At 38.2% G+C, this 20,488-nt stretch carries 13 protein-coding genes; 3 read left to right on the forward strand and 10 right to left on the reverse strand.

All coding sequences use genetic code 11. The features are described from left to right. Positions 1-16 precede the first annotated feature (16 nt). A complete protein-coding gene (locus VUJ46_RS05555) occupies positions 17-1,393 on the reverse strand; it encodes a rhamnogalacturonidase (RefSeq protein ID WP_326984010.1) in 1,377 nt (458 codons plus the stop codon). 236 nt (positions 1,394-1,629) lie between these two features. On the opposite strand from VUJ46_RS05555, the gene VUJ46_RS05560 reads away from it, so the two are divergent. Then, on the forward strand, positions 1,630-1,809 hold the full coding sequence (locus tag VUJ46_RS05560) for a hypothetical protein (RefSeq protein WP_326984011.1): 180 nt from the start codon (positions 1,630-1,632) through the stop codon (positions 1,807-1,809). A 540-nt stretch (positions 1,810-2,349) separates the two neighbouring features. On the opposite strand, the gene VUJ46_RS05565 is transcribed toward VUJ46_RS05560, so the two are convergent. Continuing rightward, on the reverse strand, positions 2,350-3,774 hold the full coding sequence (locus tag VUJ46_RS05565; RefSeq protein WP_326984012.1) for a tetratricopeptide repeat protein: 1,425 nt from the start codon (positions 3,772-3,774) through the stop codon (positions 2,350-2,352). Positions 3,775-5,208: 1,434 nt separating this feature from the next. On the opposite strand from VUJ46_RS05565, the gene VUJ46_RS05570 reads away from it, so the two are divergent. After that, entirely contained in the window at positions 5,209-5,694 is a 486-nt protein-coding gene (locus tag VUJ46_RS05570; protein ID WP_326984013.1) for a hypothetical protein, read from the forward strand. Between the two features lie 255 nt (positions 5,695-5,949). Here VUJ46_RS05570 and ilvA read toward each other — a convergent pair whose 3' ends face one another. From ilvA to VUJ46_RS05610, 8 genes are all read right to left on the reverse strand, one after another. After that, positions 5,950-7,218 carry a threonine ammonia-lyase gene (gene ilvA / locus VUJ46_RS05575; RefSeq protein ID WP_326984014.1) on the reverse strand — a complete coding sequence of 423 codons (1,269 nt, stop codon included), beginning with the start codon at positions 7,216-7,218 and terminating at the stop codon, positions 5,950-5,952. Beyond that, a complete protein-coding gene (locus VUJ46_RS05580; RefSeq protein ID WP_326984015.1) occupies positions 7,219-8,685 on the reverse strand; it encodes an ATP-binding cassette domain-containing protein in 1,467 nt (488 codons plus the stop codon). Between the two features lie 703 nt (positions 8,686-9,388). Further along, a complete protein-coding gene (gene ilvC, locus VUJ46_RS05585) occupies positions 9,389-10,870 on the reverse strand; it encodes a ketol-acid reductoisomerase (protein WP_326984016.1) in 1,482 nt (493 codons plus the stop codon). Between the two features lie 98 nt (positions 10,871-10,968). Then, positions 10,969-11,559: an acetolactate synthase small subunit gene (gene ilvN, locus VUJ46_RS05590; protein ID WP_326984017.1), complete on the reverse strand. Its 591-nt coding sequence runs from the start codon at positions 11,557-11,559 to the stop codon at positions 10,969-10,971. 198 nt (positions 11,560-11,757) lie between these two features. Then, a complete protein-coding gene (gene ilvB / locus VUJ46_RS05595; protein ID WP_326984018.1) occupies positions 11,758-13,500 on the reverse strand; it encodes a biosynthetic-type acetolactate synthase large subunit in 1,743 nt (580 codons plus the stop codon). Between the two features lie 174 nt (positions 13,501-13,674). Next, on the reverse strand, positions 13,675-15,360 hold the full coding sequence (ilvD, locus tag VUJ46_RS05600) for a dihydroxy-acid dehydratase (protein WP_326984019.1): 1,686 nt from the start codon (positions 15,358-15,360) through the stop codon (positions 13,675-13,677). Next, positions 15,353-16,255 carry a branched-chain amino acid transaminase gene (locus tag VUJ46_RS05605; protein WP_326984020.1) on the reverse strand — a complete coding sequence of 301 codons (903 nt, stop codon included), beginning with the start codon at positions 16,253-16,255 and terminating at the stop codon, positions 15,353-15,355. Before VUJ46_RS05605 ends, ilvD begins: the two co-directional genes overlap by 8 nt. Before the next feature lie 435 nt (positions 16,256-16,690). After that, positions 16,691-17,671, reverse strand: a complete 981-nt coding sequence (locus tag VUJ46_RS05610) for an AraC family transcriptional regulator (RefSeq protein ID WP_326984021.1) — start codon at positions 17,669-17,671, stop codon at positions 16,691-16,693. Between the two features lie 420 nt (positions 17,672-18,091). On the opposite strand from VUJ46_RS05610, the gene VUJ46_RS05615 reads away from it, so the two are divergent. Then, positions 18,092-20,482 (forward strand): TonB-dependent receptor plug domain-containing protein, encoded by a 2,391-nt coding sequence (locus VUJ46_RS05615; protein ID WP_326984022.1) that lies wholly within the window; start codon positions 18,092-18,094, stop codon positions 20,480-20,482. The last annotated feature ends 6 nt before the right edge of the window (positions 20,483-20,488 follow it).

The raw sequence follows: 20,488 nt of genomic DNA on the forward strand, positions 1-20,488 counted from the left end.
ATTTTGGAAAAAAAACTCATTTTGCAGCAATATCAGAGTCGTCTTTTTTATCGTAGGTCTGACTTAAAGAAGCCACCTGAGTCACTTTTACATTCTTTTGCTTCAGATTCTGAATCGCACTCAGGTTCTGTTCTTCAGGCTTCAATGCTTTGATTTTCAGATTTTCAAAAGTAAAATCTCTCAATGCATACAAATCGGATTTTTCTACGGAAAATGCTGTTTCACAGCTGATATCCATATTTTTTAAGGTAATATTATTCGCTAATCCCGCTTTCGGTTTTGCTTCCCCTTTTAGATCAAAAAACTGGTTCCAGCCTTTCACATATAAGAAGGTTTTTACATTGCCTCTAATATTATCCAGTGTGATATATTCGTAATGCTGAGGCGTGTCAGGACGCATTTTCAAATGCAGCAACCTTGAGGCATCCTTCACCGTAGAATTTCTGAAAATGATGTTATAATTATGAATTGATTCACTTCCGCAAGTTAAGGCAGAATGGCAGAATCCAAAGTTATTATCTTCTATTATAATGTTTCTGTTCTCCCCATTTTCAGGCGCAGAATCTGATTTTGGACCTTTTCCACCTTTTAGAGCAATCGCATCGTCATTTACGGACATATAGCAGTTTTTCACCAGGAAGTTGGTACAGGCGTCAATGTCGATGGCATCTGTGCTAGGCGCTTTTACAGGTTCTTTCGGCGCTAAAATGGTTAAGTTTAATAATTTTACAAATTCGCTTTTATAATAATGCGTACTCCAGAACGGTGAATTTTTTACCGTAATGCCTTCAATCTGTACATTTTTTGAATTGGAAACGTAGATAATTCTCGGTCTCATTTCATCCATATTGGTACATTTAGGATTCCATTCGCGTCTTTTCCAGAATGACTTCCAAAAACGAAGTCCGTTTCCGTCCAATATTCCTTTTCCTGAAATGGTAAAACCATTCAGCCCGTCTGCATTAATCAAAGCAGGGAAATATTTTACGGTCTGACCTTCCATTCTTGTGGTCACTACCGGAAAATCGTTGATATCATCGCTTCCTTTTAATTTTGCTCCATTTTCCAAGTATAAATGGGTTCCCTGTTTAAAGAAAACTGAACTGATTAAAAAAGTTCCTTTCGGCACAACCACGACTCCGCCTCCATTTTTTGAAGCGTTATCAATAACCGCCTGAAGCTGTTTAGTCTGAAGGACAGTACTGTCGTTTTTTATTCCGAAGTCAGTGATTATGTATTTTTTTCCTAATTTATTGATGTCTGTAGGTTTATTTTCTTTAAACCATTTTGGAATAACGGTTCCGTCCGGAAATTTATCCTGACTTTTCAATGAAGAAGATCCGAGAACAATAAACAAGGTGAGTACAAAAGGAGATATATTGCGAAATTTCATAGTCTTTTTCAGTAAATTCTGAATTTATTTTAATTAAACGAATTAACAAAAATAAAAATATAGATTTTAGAGAGGTACAGCATCCTGCTCTTTCATGTTGGATACCATCCCGGACTATTTTTATCCGTTTTACCACTGGACGAATCGGAAAGCATTTCCCTGATTACGATTTTGTATATTTGTCCGATGGGCAGGCATTCAGATCCTGGCATATACTAGCGGATAAAAGAGAAACCATGAAAAGAGCAATCGTAGTCGGAGCTACTTCAGGAATAGGAAAAGAGCCTGCAGAAATTATGGCCACGAATGCACGAATATTTTATTCCCCACAGATGATACAAGTTTTACAGATGATACTGTCTTTGTTGGTTTTTCGCAAAGACGCAAAGATATTTTTTAATACTCTATGTTTTTAAGGCGCAAGGATTTTATCGAAGATAAAATTGAAGGCTGCATACTATGGCCACGAATGCACCAATATTTTAATTGATTCAAAATGACTCGAATCCATTGGAGGAAGCTGGGATATTTCAACAATAACCGCTTAATTACCTTTCCTCAAGGGGCTGTCTTTGCAGATCAGTCCGCAAGAAAGAGAAATACTCATTACTACAAAAGCACAGTAAAAAAAATGTAAACTGCTAAAAATAAACAACTTCATACTTTGACGTAGATTTGTAGTAACGCAGATGAGACTGAATTGAACGAGCTTTGTCAGCGAAAGATAGGAAAAACCTTTACTCATCCATACTATCTTTATTTTTATTGCAATTCAGAAAACCTGCCAAAACCGGTATTCTGAAGAAAAAAAGATCAAGTTTACAAACCTGAAAAGATATAAGAAGACTTTGTAAATCTCATCTGGAAACACAGAATAGCTCGTAGGATCTTTTTTTTCATGATTAGTGTTTTGAAAATGTGTTTAGAAGGAAGGGGGCAATAGTATTGCCCCTTTTTTACAGTTCACTGATCCAGGTATTCAGATTAGAATCTGCATCCAGACCCAGTTTCTTCTTCAGACGGTATTTTGTAGTTTCAACGCTTCTCACGGTCAGGTTTTTAAAAGTAGCGATCTCTTTATTACTAAGGTTCAGACGAATATAAGCACACAACCGGATATCATTGTCTGTAAGGAATGGGTATTTCTGCAGTAAATTCTCATAAAACTCAGGATATACTTCTTTGAATCGTACAAGAAAAAAAGGGTCATTATTTTTGGCCATTTCTGCGACCTTATCAAATGAATGGCTGGTCTGTTTTTCAAGTTTAAGCACTCTCAGGGTTTTCTCTTCAAGCAATCTGTCTTTTTCCAGATGTTTTAAAAGATTGATGCGCCCTCTTATATACATAAAAAGCCCAAAGACTATAATAAGAGCCACTATAACAAAGTATGCGGTATAACGATCTTTTTTAGCGTCAAGAGCATCTTCTTTTGAAAGATTATCCACAACCCGGTCAACAGCCAGCTTTTCTTCCCTTTTAATACTATCATTGATTATCTTATATTTTTCAAGATAAAGCTTTGAGGAGGCTGCATCTCCGGCTCTGCTGTAATGCGCCGCCAAAGAATCATATACTGCCCGGATCTGGTTTTTAAGCTTTACCTTTTTGAAAAGCTCCAGCGCCTGAAGGTAGTAGTGGGAAGATTTTTCGTTTTCCTGTAAAGCATTGTAGAGGTTTCCGTAGCTGAATAAAGTCATCGCCTTTACCCCTATCATATCTTTATCCGGTGCCTGCATTGCCTTATCGAGATAGAAACGGGCAGAATCAAGATTCGCTTTATCTTCTATAAAATAATCTGCCATTTTGGTATAGGTAATTCCTCCCGGCATAATATTCACTACCTTGCGGTCTATACTTTTCAGAGAATCTTTATCACTCAGAAAATTGACCCTTTTCCATATATAGCAATAAAACAGCATATAATCCCTCTGTTTTTCGTTAGTCACCTTCTCAGCATAAGCGATTGCCTTATCGAAAGTAAGATTGGATCTGCTTACCATCCCCAGACGTGAATAGTTTTTTGCATACTCACTGTATAATCTCGCCTGCAATAAGGGATCATCGGACCCCGATTCCCTGATTTGTTCTTTAGCCTTATCCAGATAGCCGATACTTTCAGTAAGCTGATTATAGGAAAAGGTTAAAAAACCAATGTTAAGATAAACTGTTGACATCCCTTCCTTGTCCTTCTCTTTTTTATACCGGGCCAGGGCATTAAAGTTATACTCCATAGCCTTCACCTGTTCTCCCCTATCGTAATATTCAGCGGTTTGTTTTACGGTTTCGGGAAAAAAAGAGTAATCCTGGCTTTTATAGCTGCTGAGTATCAGCAGAAAAAAAATTACTGCCAATTTGGTAAGGGTCTGACGTGGGAACATTTGCTTATTTTTTATCATCCAAATTTAGAAAAATCATTAGTTATACCAAGTTTTAATTTCACATTTATACAATAAACTTTTACAAAACTTACGTCAATAATGCAACAAACGACTTCTAAAATACTGATTTTCAATTAAAAACAAAATGAAGTATTATTGTAGTAGTACATCTATAGATAGAACCTTGCACCTTTGCAAAAGAAATCATCAACGGCTTCCAAATTGGTATATGTCACTTTGAAAGGAAGAGATAAAATTCTGAAAACACTAAGATTAAAATGTACAGCATTATGAAGAAAACAGATCTACTTATGGGTCCGTTCCCTATTTTAAAAGCACCTGAATTTACGATATTTCAACGATATCAAAAACTCAGCGTAAAAGTGAACGTTCTGCATGAGACTCAAAACAAAAATGCTAACTGATACTTAATGAGGATTCTGATCCTCGTAACCCCAATCAGGGCAACTCCCTCTAGTCCCTGACCATCATCATAGTGTAAACTAAGGCATAACGATAAAAAATACACGGTGTATTACTTGACATTTTACATTGCTGTTTTCCCTCTTTTTAACGTTATCGCCCCTGATGACAAACGACCCCGACCTGTTATGGTTGGGGTTGCTTGCTGAATAGGGAACTAAGCGATATCCGGATCAGAATCTGGAGGCTAACGAAAAAGTTGAGTTAATTTAAACATGAAAAGTACCGCTACTGTTATTCTCCGTTTTCTTTTTAACGCTATCGATCGCTAAATGGATTAAGTACAAAATTTGGGGACCAGGCAAAAAGTTTAGATCATGTAAGGTGAAATTTTTTGCTCTCGCAGATTTTGCAAATGAAGCGGATTCTTTTCCTTACACTTTACATATTGAACACAAAGCCCCACCAAGTTTTTTGATAACTCCCGTTTTAAGTATCACCAAGCCGTTCTATTGATAAAAAACCGGAAAGGTGAAGCAAAGAAAATCACCGATATCATCTGTTGAAAATCTGTGCCATCTTTGGGACATAAAATATTCGCGCATTCGTGGCAAAAAATACATCTAAACAATTTCTCCCAAAGTTTTGAAACGGATCCCGCTAAATCTTTACCTCTCATTTTCAAATATTTTCGGTCGAAACGGCGTTTTATTCAGCAAATGACAGCCTTGTTGAATTTGTTCATTATTTGAACACAGAGAGCCTTTAAATTTACATAAGGATTTAAGTATTAAATTAGATAATAATTATATTCTGAAGAACCAGAGAAAATAAAGTGAACTAAACACAAAGTTTTTTTATAATTGACCGCTTTAAGGCTCATCCAGCCTCTTTCTTTATTTTGATCGGAAGTATATGATCAGTGCCCTAAAAACTAAAACGTATTAAATATCACCTTTTATGTATCATCATTTTTAGTTATTTTTACCTGATAATATTTAAATAACCATAATGAAAAAAATCATATTGGCAGGAATAGCTGTTTTCGGAGGATTTTTAACAGTCAATGCACAGTGCAAAACGGTAACTACTCTTACAGAGAACTTTGATACCTGGAAAGATATCAACAATTGCTGGACAGCACATCCGGGAAAAGCTATGCTGTATGCAAGCGACAAAAAAATCATCTTTTATTCGATGACCAATCCCGGAGAAAATATGTATCTGGTAACTCCGAAAATTAAAGCAGGAACCTACACCCTTTCTTTTGACATTTCGGATAACGGTGGAGAAACTTCATTAGAGCTGTTTACCGTAAATAATCCTTCTGATACCAAATCATTTGTTTCTATCGCAAAACCAGCGAAGATCACAAAAGAGAAGAAAACGGTAACCGTTACGTTGAAGAAAGATTCAAGCTTAGGATTGAAAGTCCTGTTAAATGGTGTACATCAGGCTGTTTATCTGGATAATTTATCTTTAAAGCAAAAAAAATAATTGTATAAATAAAAACAGTTCGATAAATATCGAACTGTTTTTATTTATAATGTAGCAATATAACAATGTAGCAATGTAGCAATGTAGCAATGTAGCAATGTAGCAATGTAGCAATGTAGCAATGTAATAATGTAGCAATGTAATAATGTAGCAATGTAATAATATATGTTATAGCTCTATTGGGTAGATTGGCAGAAAAAATATCGAGCTTCTCTCTTTCAGCCCCATTGAAGATTCATAGTCTGTTCAAGGGGTTCAGACCAACATATTCAGCACATCGGGATTGTCATTAAGATATGATTCAAAATAGCCAAGATTCTGCATTCTCTGTTTTAATCCTTCAAAATCATTTGGATTGGAAAGCTCTATTCCGACAATAGCCAAAGCGGTTTCCCTTGAATTTTTCTTGGTATATTCAAAATGTGTGATGTCATCATCGGCTCCCAATACATACAATACAAAATCCTTCAAAGCGCCCGGACGCTGTGGAAATTTCACCATAAAATAGTGCTTGAAACCTTTGTACAGCAAGGCTCTTTCTTTAATTTCCTCCATTCTGGTGATGTCATTATTGCTGCCACTCACAATGCAGACTACATTTTTATCTTTGATCTGATCTCTATACTGCTCCAATGCTGAAATAGACAGAGCACCCGCCGGCTCCAGAACAATTGCTTCTTTATTATAGAGCTGAAGAATGGTATCACACACTTTCCCTTCATCCACAGAAATACAGTCAGAAAGCACATTTCTGCAAATTTCAAAATTCAGGTCGCCTACTCTTTTAACGGCTGCACCATCCACAAAACCATCAATTTCAGAGAGTTCCGTATTAACACCGTTGTGAATAGATGTTTTCATGGAAGGAGCTCCCTTCGGCTCAACTCCAATCAGTTGGGTTTCTTTGGATAATTCTTTAAAAACCGTCGCAATTCCTGATGCTAAACCACCGCCACCAATCGGAATGAAAATATAGTCTGATTTTTCTTTTTGCTGTTCTAAAATTTCCAAAGCCAAAGTCGCCTGCCCTTCAATGATCTGAACATCATCAAAAGGATGGATAAACGCTGCGCCTGAAGTTTCAGCAAAATCGAAAGCCGCTTTTTTTGATGCATCAAAAGTATCTCCCACCAATCTTATTTCAGCATACGTTCCTCCAAACATTTCCACCTGTTCAAGCTTCTGCTTTGGAGTCGTTACAGGCATAAAAATCGTCCCTTTGATCCGAAGCTGTTTGCATGAAAAAGCAACTCCCTGTGCGTGATTTCCTGCACTTGCACATACAATTCCGTCTGAAATTTTGCCTTCATTGAAAAGACTTTTGATCTTGTTGTAAGCGCCTCTTAATTTATAGGATCTGACAGGCTGTAAATCTTCTCTTTTCAGAAAAATATTCGCTCCAAACTGTTCTGATAATCGGGCATTATATTGCAGTGGTGTATAATTCACCACATTTTCTATACTTTTTCTGGCTGTTTTTACCGCTTCCAAAGCAGGTAAATTAAGTGTTTTGTTTATCTTCATTTATAGTATGTGTTCTTTTATTTTAGTTTTAATTGTTGTGCGACCGTTTTCCAGAACGAGTTTATGGCTTAATTTTTGGGGTAATTGGGATTCAAAATGTCCTACATAAATCAAGGATTGTCCCTGATTTGCCAGATCATCAATCACCTGATTAAAATATTGGGTCTGCTCGCCATCCATTCCCTGACAGGGTTCATCCAGAATCAGAAGTTTCGGTTTTTTTATTAAAGTTCTCGCAAGCAATGCCAATCTTTGTTTACCTAAGGGCAGTGTATGCAGTTTTTTGTTTTTAACCTCTTTTAAATCGAAGAAAAAAAGAATCTGTTCCAACTGCTGGTGCTGATCAAAGCTCAGTTTCTGATACAGACTCATCGAATCAAAAAAGCCGGAAGCGATGGTTTGTCCCACATTCGCATTCATATCAAAATACCAATGCAATTCCGGGGAAATCATGCCAATTTTTTCTTTAATGTCCCAAATACTTTCTCCACTTCCCCGTTTCTGTCCGAAAAGATAGATTTCGTTCGCATACGCCTGTGGATGATCTCCATTGAGCAGACTTAATAATGTTGATTTACCCGAACCGTTATGCCCCTGCAACAACCACTGTTCTCCGGAGTTTACTTCCCAATCAATATTTCGTAAAACCTGTTTTTCGCCGTAAGAAATATTGATATTGTTTAATCTGATAAGATTTTCGCCTTCATTTTCCTGATTATTTTTAAGGAAAAAAGGCAGTGGTTTCGGCGTTCTTTCCTCTCCTTTAGAAAATTCTTTCGGAGAGTTCCGGTGAAGGAGTTTTCCGTTTTCTATTTCTACAAAATACTGAACGATTTCCGGATATTCGTCGTCATTACTGATTAAGATTAATGTTATATTTTCCTTCATAAAATCTTCCAAAGCCTGATTCAGAAACTGCCTCGATTTCACATCCAACCCTGTATATGGTTGATCGATCATCAAAATCTGAGGTTTCAGCCAAAGGGCTTTCAGCAATTGTAATTTTTTGTGCTCACCACTTGATAATTCAATGAGCTGCTGATTTTTAAAATTTTCAAAGCCAAACGGTTTTAAATACGGCTCTAAAGTCTCAAAATTCAAATCTTCTTCTTTTCCAAAATGATTGAGCTCTGCAAAAACGGTTAACGTATCATTTTTTGCCTGTTGATTATACCGCTGCTGATAATAAAAATTGCGGTCGCCTTCCAGATTGCTGAACTGAAACCAATTGGAAACATACATCACTTTCTTCGGCAATGCTGAATTTTCATTAAAGCTAACCTCAACGTCTCCCTCATAATTTTTAATTTCTCCCGAAATAATTTTGGCTAACGTTGTTTTTCCGCTTCCGCTTAATCCACCTAACATCCAGTATTCTCCCGGAGCTATTTCCCAATTGAAATCATTGAAAATGGGTTTATCGTAACGAAAATTCAGGTTTGAAATTTTTAGGATTGAATTTGACATTTCTAGGATTTTTTTTTAAACACGGAAACCACATTTTTTTTAGGATCAAGTACAAAAGTTGGGAACCAGGCAAAAAAGTTTAGATCATGTAAGATGAAATTTTTTGCTCTCGCAGATTTTGCAAATGAAGCGGATTCTTTTCCTTACACTTTACATATTGAACACGAAGCCCCACCAAGTTTTTTGACAACTCCCGTTTTAAGTCTCACCAAGCCGTTCTATTGATAAAAAACCGGAAAGGTGAAGCAAAGAAAATCAACGATAACATCTGTAATCTGCACCATCTTTGTGACATAAAATATTCGCGCATTCGTGGCAAAAAATACATCTAAACAATTTCTCTCCAAGTTTTGAAACGGATCCGTTTTTTATTCCATTGTTTCTTTAGGTTTCACTAAGCTGCTTCACTTTATGATAAGATTATAAAATTAATTCAAATGGGGTGCCACGTCCCTAAAGGGAGCCATTTGAATTAATTTTAATGATTATTCCTCTATTTCATTAAAAATCAGACAGATTTCTAATAAATAACAGATATGATATTAAATATTGGCTTTTTATTTTACGCCGAAATCTGCAGCCCGACTTGAGCGGAGCTCTTTTTGGCATTGCGAGCGGTTGAGCATTCAACTGATGACCTCATTTCGTTCACAATGACAAAAAAGCGGGAGCGGAAGGCGGATAAAGCTGCCCAAATCATTCTTTACACTGTTTTAATCGATTTCATCGCGGTCATTGCCTGACGCAGTTTTCTGCCAACCACTTCTACAGGATGATTTCTCAGAATATCGTTCACATGAACCAACTGAGCATTGTCAACCGACCCATTTTTGCCTTCGTTAAAGTCTTTTCCAACCCAATCTGTATCCACTGATTTCATAAAATCTGCCAACAAAGGCTTGCAAGCCTGATCGAAAAGATAGCAGCCATATTCTGCAGTGTCGGAAATCACACGATTCATCTCGAAAAGTTTTTTTCTGGCGATTGTATTGGCAATCAAAGGCGTTTCGTGAAGCGACTCATAATATGCAGATTCAGGTTTAATTCCTGCTTCCACCATAGTTTCAAAGGCCAGTTCAACACCTGCTCTGATGAATGCTGACATCAAAAGATAATTGTCAAAATATTCCTGTTCATCAATTTTCACATCGCCCGCCGGAGTTTTTTCGAAAGCCGTTTCACCTGTTTCTGCTCGCCATTTCAAAAGATTAGCGTCCCCATTGGCCCAGTCTTCCATCATGGTTTTCGAGAATTCGCCCGAAATAATATCATCCTGATGTTTTTGGAAAAGCGGTCGCATAATTTCTTTCAATTCCTCTGACAACTCGAATGCTTTCAGCTTTGCAGGATTCGAAAGCCGGTCGAGCATTCCGCTTACACCACCGTGTTTTAAGGCTTCGGTGATCACCTCAACACCATATTGTACCAATTTTGAGGCATAGCCTGCCTCAACTCCTTTTTCCACCATTTTATCGAATGAAAGAATAGAACCCGTTTGTAAAAGTCCACACAAAATGGTTTGTTCACCCATTAAATCGGACTTTACTTCGGCTACGAAAGATGATTTTAAAACACCTGCTTTGTGACCGCCCGTTCCCACGCAATACGCTTTTGCTTCTGCCCAGCCTTTTCCCTGAGGATCATTTTCAGGATGAACGGCAATCAAAGTGGGAACCCCGAAACCACGAAGATATTCCGCACGAACCTCAGAACCGGGACATTTTGGAGCAACCATAATCACGGTAAGATCTTCACGGATCTGCATTCCTTCTTCCACGATATTGAATCCGTGAGAATAAGATAAAGTGGCACCTTCTTTCATTAAAGGCTGAACGGCGTTGATCACAGAGGTATGCTGTTTGTCGGGAGTTAAATTGATCACCAGATCCGCGGTAGGAATCAATTCTTCATAGGTTCCTACTTTGAAATTATTTTCAGTTGCATTTTTCCAGGAATCTCTCTTCTGATCGATAGCTTCCTGACGCAAGGTGTAGGAAACATCCAGTCCGCTGTCTCTAAGATTTAAACCTTGATTAAGACCTTGTGCACCACATCCTACCACTACGATTTTCTTTCCTTTCAATGCGGAAACGCCATCTGAAAACTCTGCGCTATCCATGAATTCTGCCTGTCCTAACTGGTGTAACTGATCTCTTAGTGATAAGGTATTGAAATAATTTGCCATATTTTTAGTAAAATGTAAAAAGCATCAGATAAAAAATAGTCCTGTATTGCTTTTCTTGATTAATATTTTGTTTAATTTTTAATTTGTTTATTTGAAAACTACATCGTGAAAACGTTGTCCTGCTGATCGAGGTACTCGTTTTCTACGATTTCGTGGGAGGGTTCTTTTTTTTCAAATTCAAGAACTTTTTCGTGGATGCCTGCGCTGTCTTTAATAATAGCGATCCTTGCTCCTCTTACAAATTCGATGAGACCGTATTTGTTGAGTTCTTCAGTCAGTCGGTCGATTTCTTCACGATGTCCCGCAGTTTCAAAAACGATGTAATCCTGGCGGATCACCACTGTAGAAGCTCCGTACTGACGGAGGAGTCTTTCCACATATACTTTTTCGGTCACTACATTCGCGGGAACTTTATAAAGTGCCTGCTCCTGCCACACGATTTCGTCATCAGTATTGAAGTAAGCTTTCAGAATATCGATCTGCTTTTCCAACTGGCGACAAAGCTTCCTTACCACTTCCTCACTTTCGTGAATGACTATCGTGAAGCGGTGAATTCCTTCAACCTCGGAAGGTGAAGTGTTCAGACTTTCTATATTGATCTTTCTCCGTGAAAAGATCCCTGATATTCTGCCGATTAATCCCACAGAATTTTCTGTATATAAGGTGATGGTAAATTCCTGTTTTTCCATTGTTTTGTTTTTCCAAATGCCGTTATCAAATTGTTATTAAACCCTTCGGGTTTTATTGGCGGTTGATGCTATATACCATAGGTTTCACCTATGGCTACTGATATTCAACCCTCTGGGTTTTGCATTGCTTATAATGTTATTGATAGGATTTTCATCCTATCCTATTTTAAATCGTATTTTCAGGATGTTGTTGAAAATTTATTTTAAACGAATTTCAGAAACGGAAGTTCCCTGAGCTACCATAGGAAATACGTTATTTTCTTTTCCCACCATTACTTCCAGAAGATAGGCATCATCGTGATTCAGCATGGTCTCTAATGCTGTTTTCAGGTCTTCCCTTTCAGAAATTTTCTGCCCGTCGATATAATATCCTTTTGCTACAGCCACAAAATCGGGACTTGTGATATTCACGAAAGAATAGCGTCTGTCATGGAAAAGCTGTTGCCACTGTCTTACCATTCCTAAAAACTCATTGTTAAGAATCATAATTTTAACTTTGGCTCCGAACTGCATAATGGTTCCCAATTCCTGCAGCGTCATCTGAAATCCACCATCACCAATGATTGCAACTACGGTTTTTTCAGGAGCCCCATACCATGCTCCAATGGCGGCAGGTAAACCGAATCCCATTGTTCCTAAACCTCCCGATGTTACACTGGATTGAGAAGAATTGAAATGCGCGTACCGGCAGGCAACCATCTGATGCTGACCGACGTCTGTTGTAATAATTGCATCACCTTGGGTCAACTCGTTCAATACTTTGATCACCTCGCCCATCGTCATGACTTCTGTTGTTGGATTTAATTCATCCTGAATGACTTCTTTGATTTCCTCTTTTTCCAGTTCGCGGAATTTCTCAACCCATTCGGAGTGGTCATTATTTTTCAATAAAGCAGTTAAAAGTGGAAGTGTTTTTTTACAGTTTCCCCAAACAGGAACCGTAGTTTTCACATTTTTATCAATTTCAGCGGGGTCAATATCAAGATGAATGACCTTCGCCTGCTTTGCATATTTATCTAAACGACCCGTAACGCGATCATCGAAACGCATTCCGACTGCGATCAGGACATCACATTCGTTGGTCATCACGTTGGGCGCGTAGTTTCCGTGCATCCCTAACATTCCGACATGTAATTTGTGATGAGTGGGAAGGGCGCTCAATCCCATTACTGTAGCTGCAGCGGGAAGATTGACCTTCTCAATAAAAGTTTTGAATTCCTCCTCCGCTTTTCCTAAAATAACGCCCTGCCCAAACAATACAAATGGCTTTTTTGCCTGATTGATGAGCTCTGCCGCCTTTTCAATATATTCATTTCTGATCTCAGGTTCGGGGCGATAGCTTCTGATATGGCTGCATTTCTGATATCCTTTATAATCAAATAATTGCAGCTGTGCGTTTTTCGTAATATCAATCAAGACCGGACCGGGGCGGCCTGTGCTTGCGATATGAAAAGCTTTGGCAATGGCTTCAGGAATTTCTGTTGCGTCCGTTACCTGATAATTCCATTTGGTAACCGGCGTTGTAATGTTAATTACATCCGTTTCCTGAAAGGCATCGGTTCCCAGTAAAGAGGCAAACACCTGACCGGTAATGCAGACAATCGGGTTGCTGTCTATCATCGCATCGGCCAAACCTGTTACTAAATTGGTCGCACCGGGACCGCTTGTAGCGAATACCACTCCCGTTTTTCCTGAAGTACGGGCAAAGCCCTGTGCAGCGTGAATCGCACCTTGTTCGTGGCGAACCAGAATATGCTTCAGTTTTTCTGAATAATCATACAAAGCATCATAAATGGGCATAATAGCACCACCCGGATATCCGAAAATTGTTGTAACATTTTCCTGTAATAATGCCTCCAAAACAGCTTTGGAACCTGAAATCTCTATCGCTTCCGGCAGTTTGGCTTCTTCATTTTCTATTTTTGATAAGGTATTATTCATTATAAATATAGTTTTTCATTTGTACATAGGTTTTACCCACGGTTATTGATTTTGAAACATCTTTCCATTGCAGCCCGACCTGAGCGGAAATCCTTTTTTGCTGCTGGTGGAGCAAAGGCAAAAAAGATTGGGAGCGGAGGGCGGATAGAGCTGCCATAAAAATTATTTTAATAGTTATAAATCGGTGACGCACCCTTGTGAAGCATCGGCAACCGACTTGGCATATTTATACAGAACTCCGCTTTTCACTTTGTATTCAGGTTGTGTAAATTCCGACTTTCTCTTGGCAATTTCTTCGTCCGATAAAAGGGCATTGATGGTATTTTTTTCTGCATCAAGTTCGATGACATCTCCATCTTTGATCAACCCGATCAATCCGCCAACGAAAGCTTCGGGAGTAATATGCCCGACGACGAAGCCGTGAGTACCTCCTGAAAACCTGCCGTCGGTGATCAGGGCTACATTTTTACCTAATCCGGAGCCCATTAACGCAGAAGTAGGTTTCAGCATTTCCGGCATTCCGGGAGCACCTTTCGGACCTTCATTTTTAATAACGACCACATTTCCTTCCTGAATTTTTTTATCTTCAATGCCTTTAATGAATTCTTTTTCGCCATCAAAAACAATCGCTGTTCCGCGGAAATAGTTTCCTTCTTTACCTGTAATTTTGGCTACAGATCCTTTCTCAGCAAGATTTCCGTACATAATTCTGATATGTCCTGTTTCTTTAATCGGATTTTTAATATCATGAATAATGTTCTGCTGTCTCTCAATAATAGAAGTTACATGCTCCAGATTTTCGGCAATGGTCTTTCCGGTTACCGTTAAACAATCGCCGTGAAGCAAGCCCAGATCCAGCATATATTTCATCACCGCCGGGACGCCGCCAACTTTGTGAAGGTCTTCCATCAGGTACTTTCCGCTTGGTTTAAGATCTGCCAGAAAAGGCGTTTCATCACTGATACGACGGAAATCATCTAAAGTAAGGTCGTAACCTATCGATTTGGCAATCGCTATAAAATGCAGGACGGCATTGGTACTTCCGCCGAGGATCATGATCAACCTTAACGCATTTTCAAACGCTTTCGGAGTCATAATATCTGACGGTTTGATGTCTTTTTCAAGTAATATTTTAATATAATGCCCTGCAAACTGGCATTCTTCCTTTTTTTCTTTGCTTAATGCCGGATACGATGAAGAATAAGGTAAGCTCATTCCCAACGCTTCGATGGCTGAAGCCATGGTATTTGCCGTGTACATTCCGCCACAGGCGCCTGCGCTAGGACAGGAATTCTGGATCACCCCCTGAAAATCTTCTTCGGAAATTTTTCCAGCAATTTTATTTCCCAATGCCTCAAAAGCCGAAACAATATTGAGGTCTTCACCTTTGTAATGCCCTGGAGCGATACTTCCGCCGTACACCATGATCGAAGGGCGATCCAATCTCGCCATTGCCATCAGGGAACCTGGCATATTTTTGTCGCAACCGGGAACTGTAATAAGTCCGTCATAATATTGTCCGGCGCAAACGGCTTCGATAGAATCTGCAATGATGTCACGGCTTACCAAAGAATATCGCATTCCATCGGTTCCGTTGGTCATTCCGTCGCTGATACCGATGGTGTGGAACATGAGTCCTACTAAATTTTTCTCTTTGACCCCTTTTTTCACAATTTCCGCAAGACCGTTCAGGTGCATATTACAGGTATTTCCATCATAGCCCATGCTGGCAATTCCGATCTGAGCCTTGTCAAAATCTTCCTTTTGAAAGCCAATTCCGTAAAACATCGCCTGTGTTGCCGGCTGCGTGGGATCTTTCGTTAATGTCTTAGAGTATTTGTTCAGTTCTGTATTACACATATTGCAGGCTTGATTTTAAGTATGAATAATCTTCTTCCAACACCAAATGACGATAGGCCGTCTGAATTTTGGAGGAAATACTTTCTTCCCAATTCAGTTTGAAAGAAACCTCATCGAGTGAATCCAAAGCCACAATTTCAGCTGCCGTTCCACAGAAAAATCCGGCATCTGCACCCTGCATTTCTTCAGGTTTAAAAAATCTTTCTTCAGCCGGAATCCCTAGCTCCCCACACAGCTGCAAGACCGTCGCACGGGTGATTCCCGGCAGGATGCTCCCTTTTGCAGGAGTGATCAGTGTTCCGTCTTTCTCAAAGAAAATATTAGCGCCTGAGCTTTCTGCAACAAACCCATTTTCATCAAGAACCAATGCTTCATCAAATCCTTTATCTTTCGCTTCCTGACAAGCCAGGATTGAATTTACATAATGCCCGCTAACCTTTGCCTCAACTTTAAATGCTTTTGGATTCGGACGTTGGAAAGACGAAGTCATTACCCGCATTTTATTGGCCATATACCCATTGTCCCAGTTCCACACTTCTATCGCCAGATAACTTTTCTGTCCTTTTGACAAGGCCATATTGGGAGAACAAATAACAATAGGACGGATGTAAGCGTTGCTCAGATTATTCATTTCCAATAATTTATAGGTTGCCTCTACCATTTCTTCAGTAGAATAATCGAAAGGCATCAGCATTGTTTCTGCCGACTTTCTCAATCGGTCATAATGCTCTTCTGCTTTAAAAACTTTGGTCCCGTTTGCTGTTTTATATGATTTTATTCCTTCAAAAACGGCATATCCGTAATGTAACGATTGTCCGTAGAGATCGGTCTTCGCTTCTTTTGCTTTCATATATTCCCCATCGAAAAAGAGAACACTGTCGTCATTGTAATACATTCTATTTTGATTTTTTATATTTAATTTGTTTAGTTCTTTTAAATAAAAAAACCATCCTCGTGATGAGAATGGTCTGTATTGTTTCAAAAATTATCACAAGCCATCACTCATCACCGAAATCCGATAATGACAGAAATAACTATAATAATAATTGTGGTACTCATTCGCTTATATTAACAGTACAAATGTATAAACTTTATTGATGTTCCCGTAAAAAAGTTTTAGAAATCTCATTAAAAATATATTAAAAAGGCCTTTTTTTACGATATTCACTAAAAGAAAAACTACCCGTAAAATATTGATATTCAAGAGATGAAAACTAGAAAAAATACGATGTCTAAAATTTGGATTTTGAAACTTTTGTTTTGATCAATTTCATCTTTCTCATCTTTTCAGGATGTCTTTTTCAGAATCTGATCCCTTAAAAAACGTCGTTTATTTTCTAAAATAGCTCGGAACTACCCCAAATTTTTTCTTAAAAGCCGTTGCAAAATGCCTTGAATTTTTATATCCTACGAGCTCCGCTACATCACTGATGCTTTTATTTCCTTCATGTAAAATTTCCTTGGCCTGCTCCATTTTGGCATCATTCCAGAATCCGAAAACTGTGGTTCCAAATAATTCTTTGAAACCTTTTTTTAATTTAAACTCGTTGGTTCCCACCATGTGAGCCAGCTCGATAAGGGAGCTTGTGGTATCTATATTTTCCAGCATATATTCCTTTACGGCATACATTCTCTCGACATCTGCTTTTGGAATGGGATAATGACTTTCATTATGATTTGTAAACTGTTCCAGCTGAAGTAAGATGAGCTCAATCACTTTCGCTTCCAGATAGATACGTTTAAAAATCCCTTTTCGGTTGCAGTTTAATATTTCCTGAATCAGCTGATACATATTGTAAGAGATCTGCTGGTTATGCTTATCTAGCAGATCAGTTTTCCGGTTGTGAAGAGCCTCCCGAAAACGGCTGATCAAGGTCGATTCATCTGATAAAAAACGGTCAAAAAACGGGGGTGAAATATTGATCTCGAAAATCTGCATCGCCTCCGACATCCATTCCATTTCGCCTCTCAGCTGATGAGAATACACGATATTATGCTGATAATCATCGAAAGCAAAATTCCTCAGGGTACAGTCGCAGCTCGTTTTACTTTTACCTTTTAAGGCAAAATACATTTCGACTGTTTCGCCACTGCTTTCGAACTGCATTCTTATTTTTTCAGATAAATAGCCGTCCCCAAAGCCAATATGAACGTTCTCAAAATAGATTTCACGATAATATCCTTTACCAATCGGGAGATCCAGCTGGGTAACGCTTTCCTTAATATCACCGTCTTCGGTGTAGTAAATGCTAAGATATTCTTTTTCAACAAGAACAGCATTTCTATTCTGATCATATAATTTTACATTCATACTGTTGCCTCTTTACAATTAATCCGTATTGCGGACTTTTTTATCCTTTTGGGAAACCAGCCTCCGTTTTCTTCCTTTTACATTTGCACAAAGTTAATTATTATTTAGAATAATTCTTAATAAAGAAAATATTTAGTCAGTTTTTGAATCATTGTGATCTATTTTCAAAGCCCTGAATAGATAAAATATAAACTAAAAAATTGTATTTCAGTATCTTAATACAAATCAATGCCAGAAAGTGTAAAGAAAAATTTATTATAAAAAACACTTCATTAGAGAAGAAAAATAAAGAGCATCTATAGTGATAAATTAAAAAAATATCAAGCTAGAGCCCGAAAAATGCAGCTAACAATTATCAGGTATAAATAATTCTTCACAAGTTAAATTATTATTTATATTTGGACTAATTATAAATAAGGAATGGAAATATTTTTTAATCGTTTAAATACAAGTAAGGCAATATTTATGATTTTCGCCTGCACTACCGTATTTAATTTAATTGATGCTCAAACGATTATAAAAATAAAAAAAGACAATAATATTCTTTTTTCTAAAGAAAAAATCACTGTTGAAGGAAGAGACAACACTTATGATTTAAATACCGACAGCAACGGACAGATTAAAATTTACGAAAAAGAAGGCAATTATTTTATTTTAATACATAATTCATCATACAGCAAAAGACGTTATCCTATAAAAATCACTTCCGATCACCAATCGATTGAAATTGTCCTTAAAAATTCAGCACATGAGATTGAAGAGGTTACCCTTGAAGGGAATAAGTACTCTCCCATTCAAAAAATGAAGGAATCTCCCTACACACCTGAAATCATTGATTTTAAAGAACTTAAAACGACTACCAAAACCGTTGTGGAAGCCTTAAATCTGGCATCAGGGATCCGCATTCAGCAGCAAGGAGGCATGGGAAGCACTCCCAATGTGATTCTTAACGGGATTGATGGTAAAGATGTACGCATTTTTGTGGATGAAATTCCGGTTTATCTCTTAGGACGCGGATTTGAACTTCAGAACCTTACCACCAATATGATCGAACGTGTTGAAATATACAAGGGTATTATTCCTGTGCAGTTTGGAGCCGATGCGCTGGGTGGGGTCATCAATATCGTGACCAAAAAGAGTGAAAAGGATATTTTAGGGATGAGCTATATGTACGGTTCATGGAATTCTCATGAAGCCACATTCAACGCTTCAGGTCATCCGTTTGAAAATAAAAAAATCTATGCCGGATTTGATGCCGCTTACCGTCATTCAGACAATAATTACCGCATGGATGATGTGGATGTAGTTGTGGACGATCTTTACAATACACGAAAAGGCCAGGCCAGAAGATTCAATGATCAGTATGATTTCGGAATGGCTAAAGTGCAGATGGGCATCAAAGATCTGAGCTGGGCAGATGATCTCAGACTGATCGCTTCTTTCACTGAAACCTACAAAGAATGGCAGCATGGAGTTACCGCATTGAGACCATGGGGCGAGCCTTTTTCAAGAGAACATACGTTCGGAGCGGCGATCAACTGGAAAAAATCGGATGCCGAAAAAAATAAATGGCAGATGAATGTCACTGCGGGATATAATTTTGAACATACTTACTTTGAAGATATTTCCTCCAGAATTTACTTTTGGGACGGCTCTTATATACAAGGCAGTACCAAAGGTGAAAGCGGACTTTACAGTCAGGGAAGAACTCCGAAAATTAATCAGAATGTGTTCTATGCCAGAGAAAATGCCTTTTTCAAATTGGGAGACCAATATAAAATCAATATCAATCTATTGACAAGCCTTATGGAGCTCAGTGGAGAAGACCAGGCGGGTACGGCAACTTATGGAAAAGACCCCTTTACCATACCGCAGAAGTTATTTAATAATTTTCTTGGAGCCTCATTGGAATCAAAATTTTTCCAAGGGCAGCTAACTTCCAATACTTCTTTCAAGCATTATTACAATCAGGTGAAAGGCGTTAGTTTTAAGATCAATAATGAATTTGATCAGCTGAATTCGTCATCTTCTTCCGATATTGGTTTCGGTCAGGTATTCAAATGGACACCAACTTCTGTAATTTCTATTCTTCCGGGTTATGAATATACGGTACGACAGCCCGACAGCAAGGAAATTTTTGGAGATTATATTACGGTAAGTCCGAATCCTAATTTACAATCAGCTAAAAGTCATAATATCAATTTCAAAGTACAATACCATTCGGTCAACAGGAAAATTTTTACGGGCATCGGAGCTTTTTACAGAAACTCAAAAAACCGCATCCTGCTTACTTCATTTTCCAATGCACTGGCTGCCTATACCAATCTTTTAAAGACCTCTACCATCGGCGGTGAATGGTTTATGGAATATAAACTCAACAATAATGCAGGTTTCAATCTTAATGCAACCTATTTAGATACCCGATTAAGAGGAACTGACAATTCAGGGATTTTCAATAGCGATTATATCGGGGCGAGAATTCCGAATACCCCTTACCTATTCGGAAATGCACAGATTTATTATAGGCTGGATCCGGGCGATCAAAAAAAATATTACCTCAGATTTCTATATACAGCTTCTTATGTGCACGAATATTTTCTTACCTGGGCCATGAATGGTATTAAATCTTCCAAGACTACCATTCCATCGCAGTTTGTCAATGATATTTCGATTTCTGTCAACTCCAAAAACGACCGTTGGAGTCTGGGAATAGACTGTAAAAATCTGACCAACGCAAAGGTATACGACAACTTCTCGGTACAGAGGCCGGGACGTAGCTTTTACGGAAAAATAACGTACTCATTCAACTAAACAAAT

The sequence above is a fragment of the Chryseobacterium sp. MYb264 genome (genome assembly GCF_035974275.1).
Taxonomy (GTDB): domain Bacteria; phylum Bacteroidota; class Bacteroidia; order Flavobacteriales; family Weeksellaceae; genus Chryseobacterium.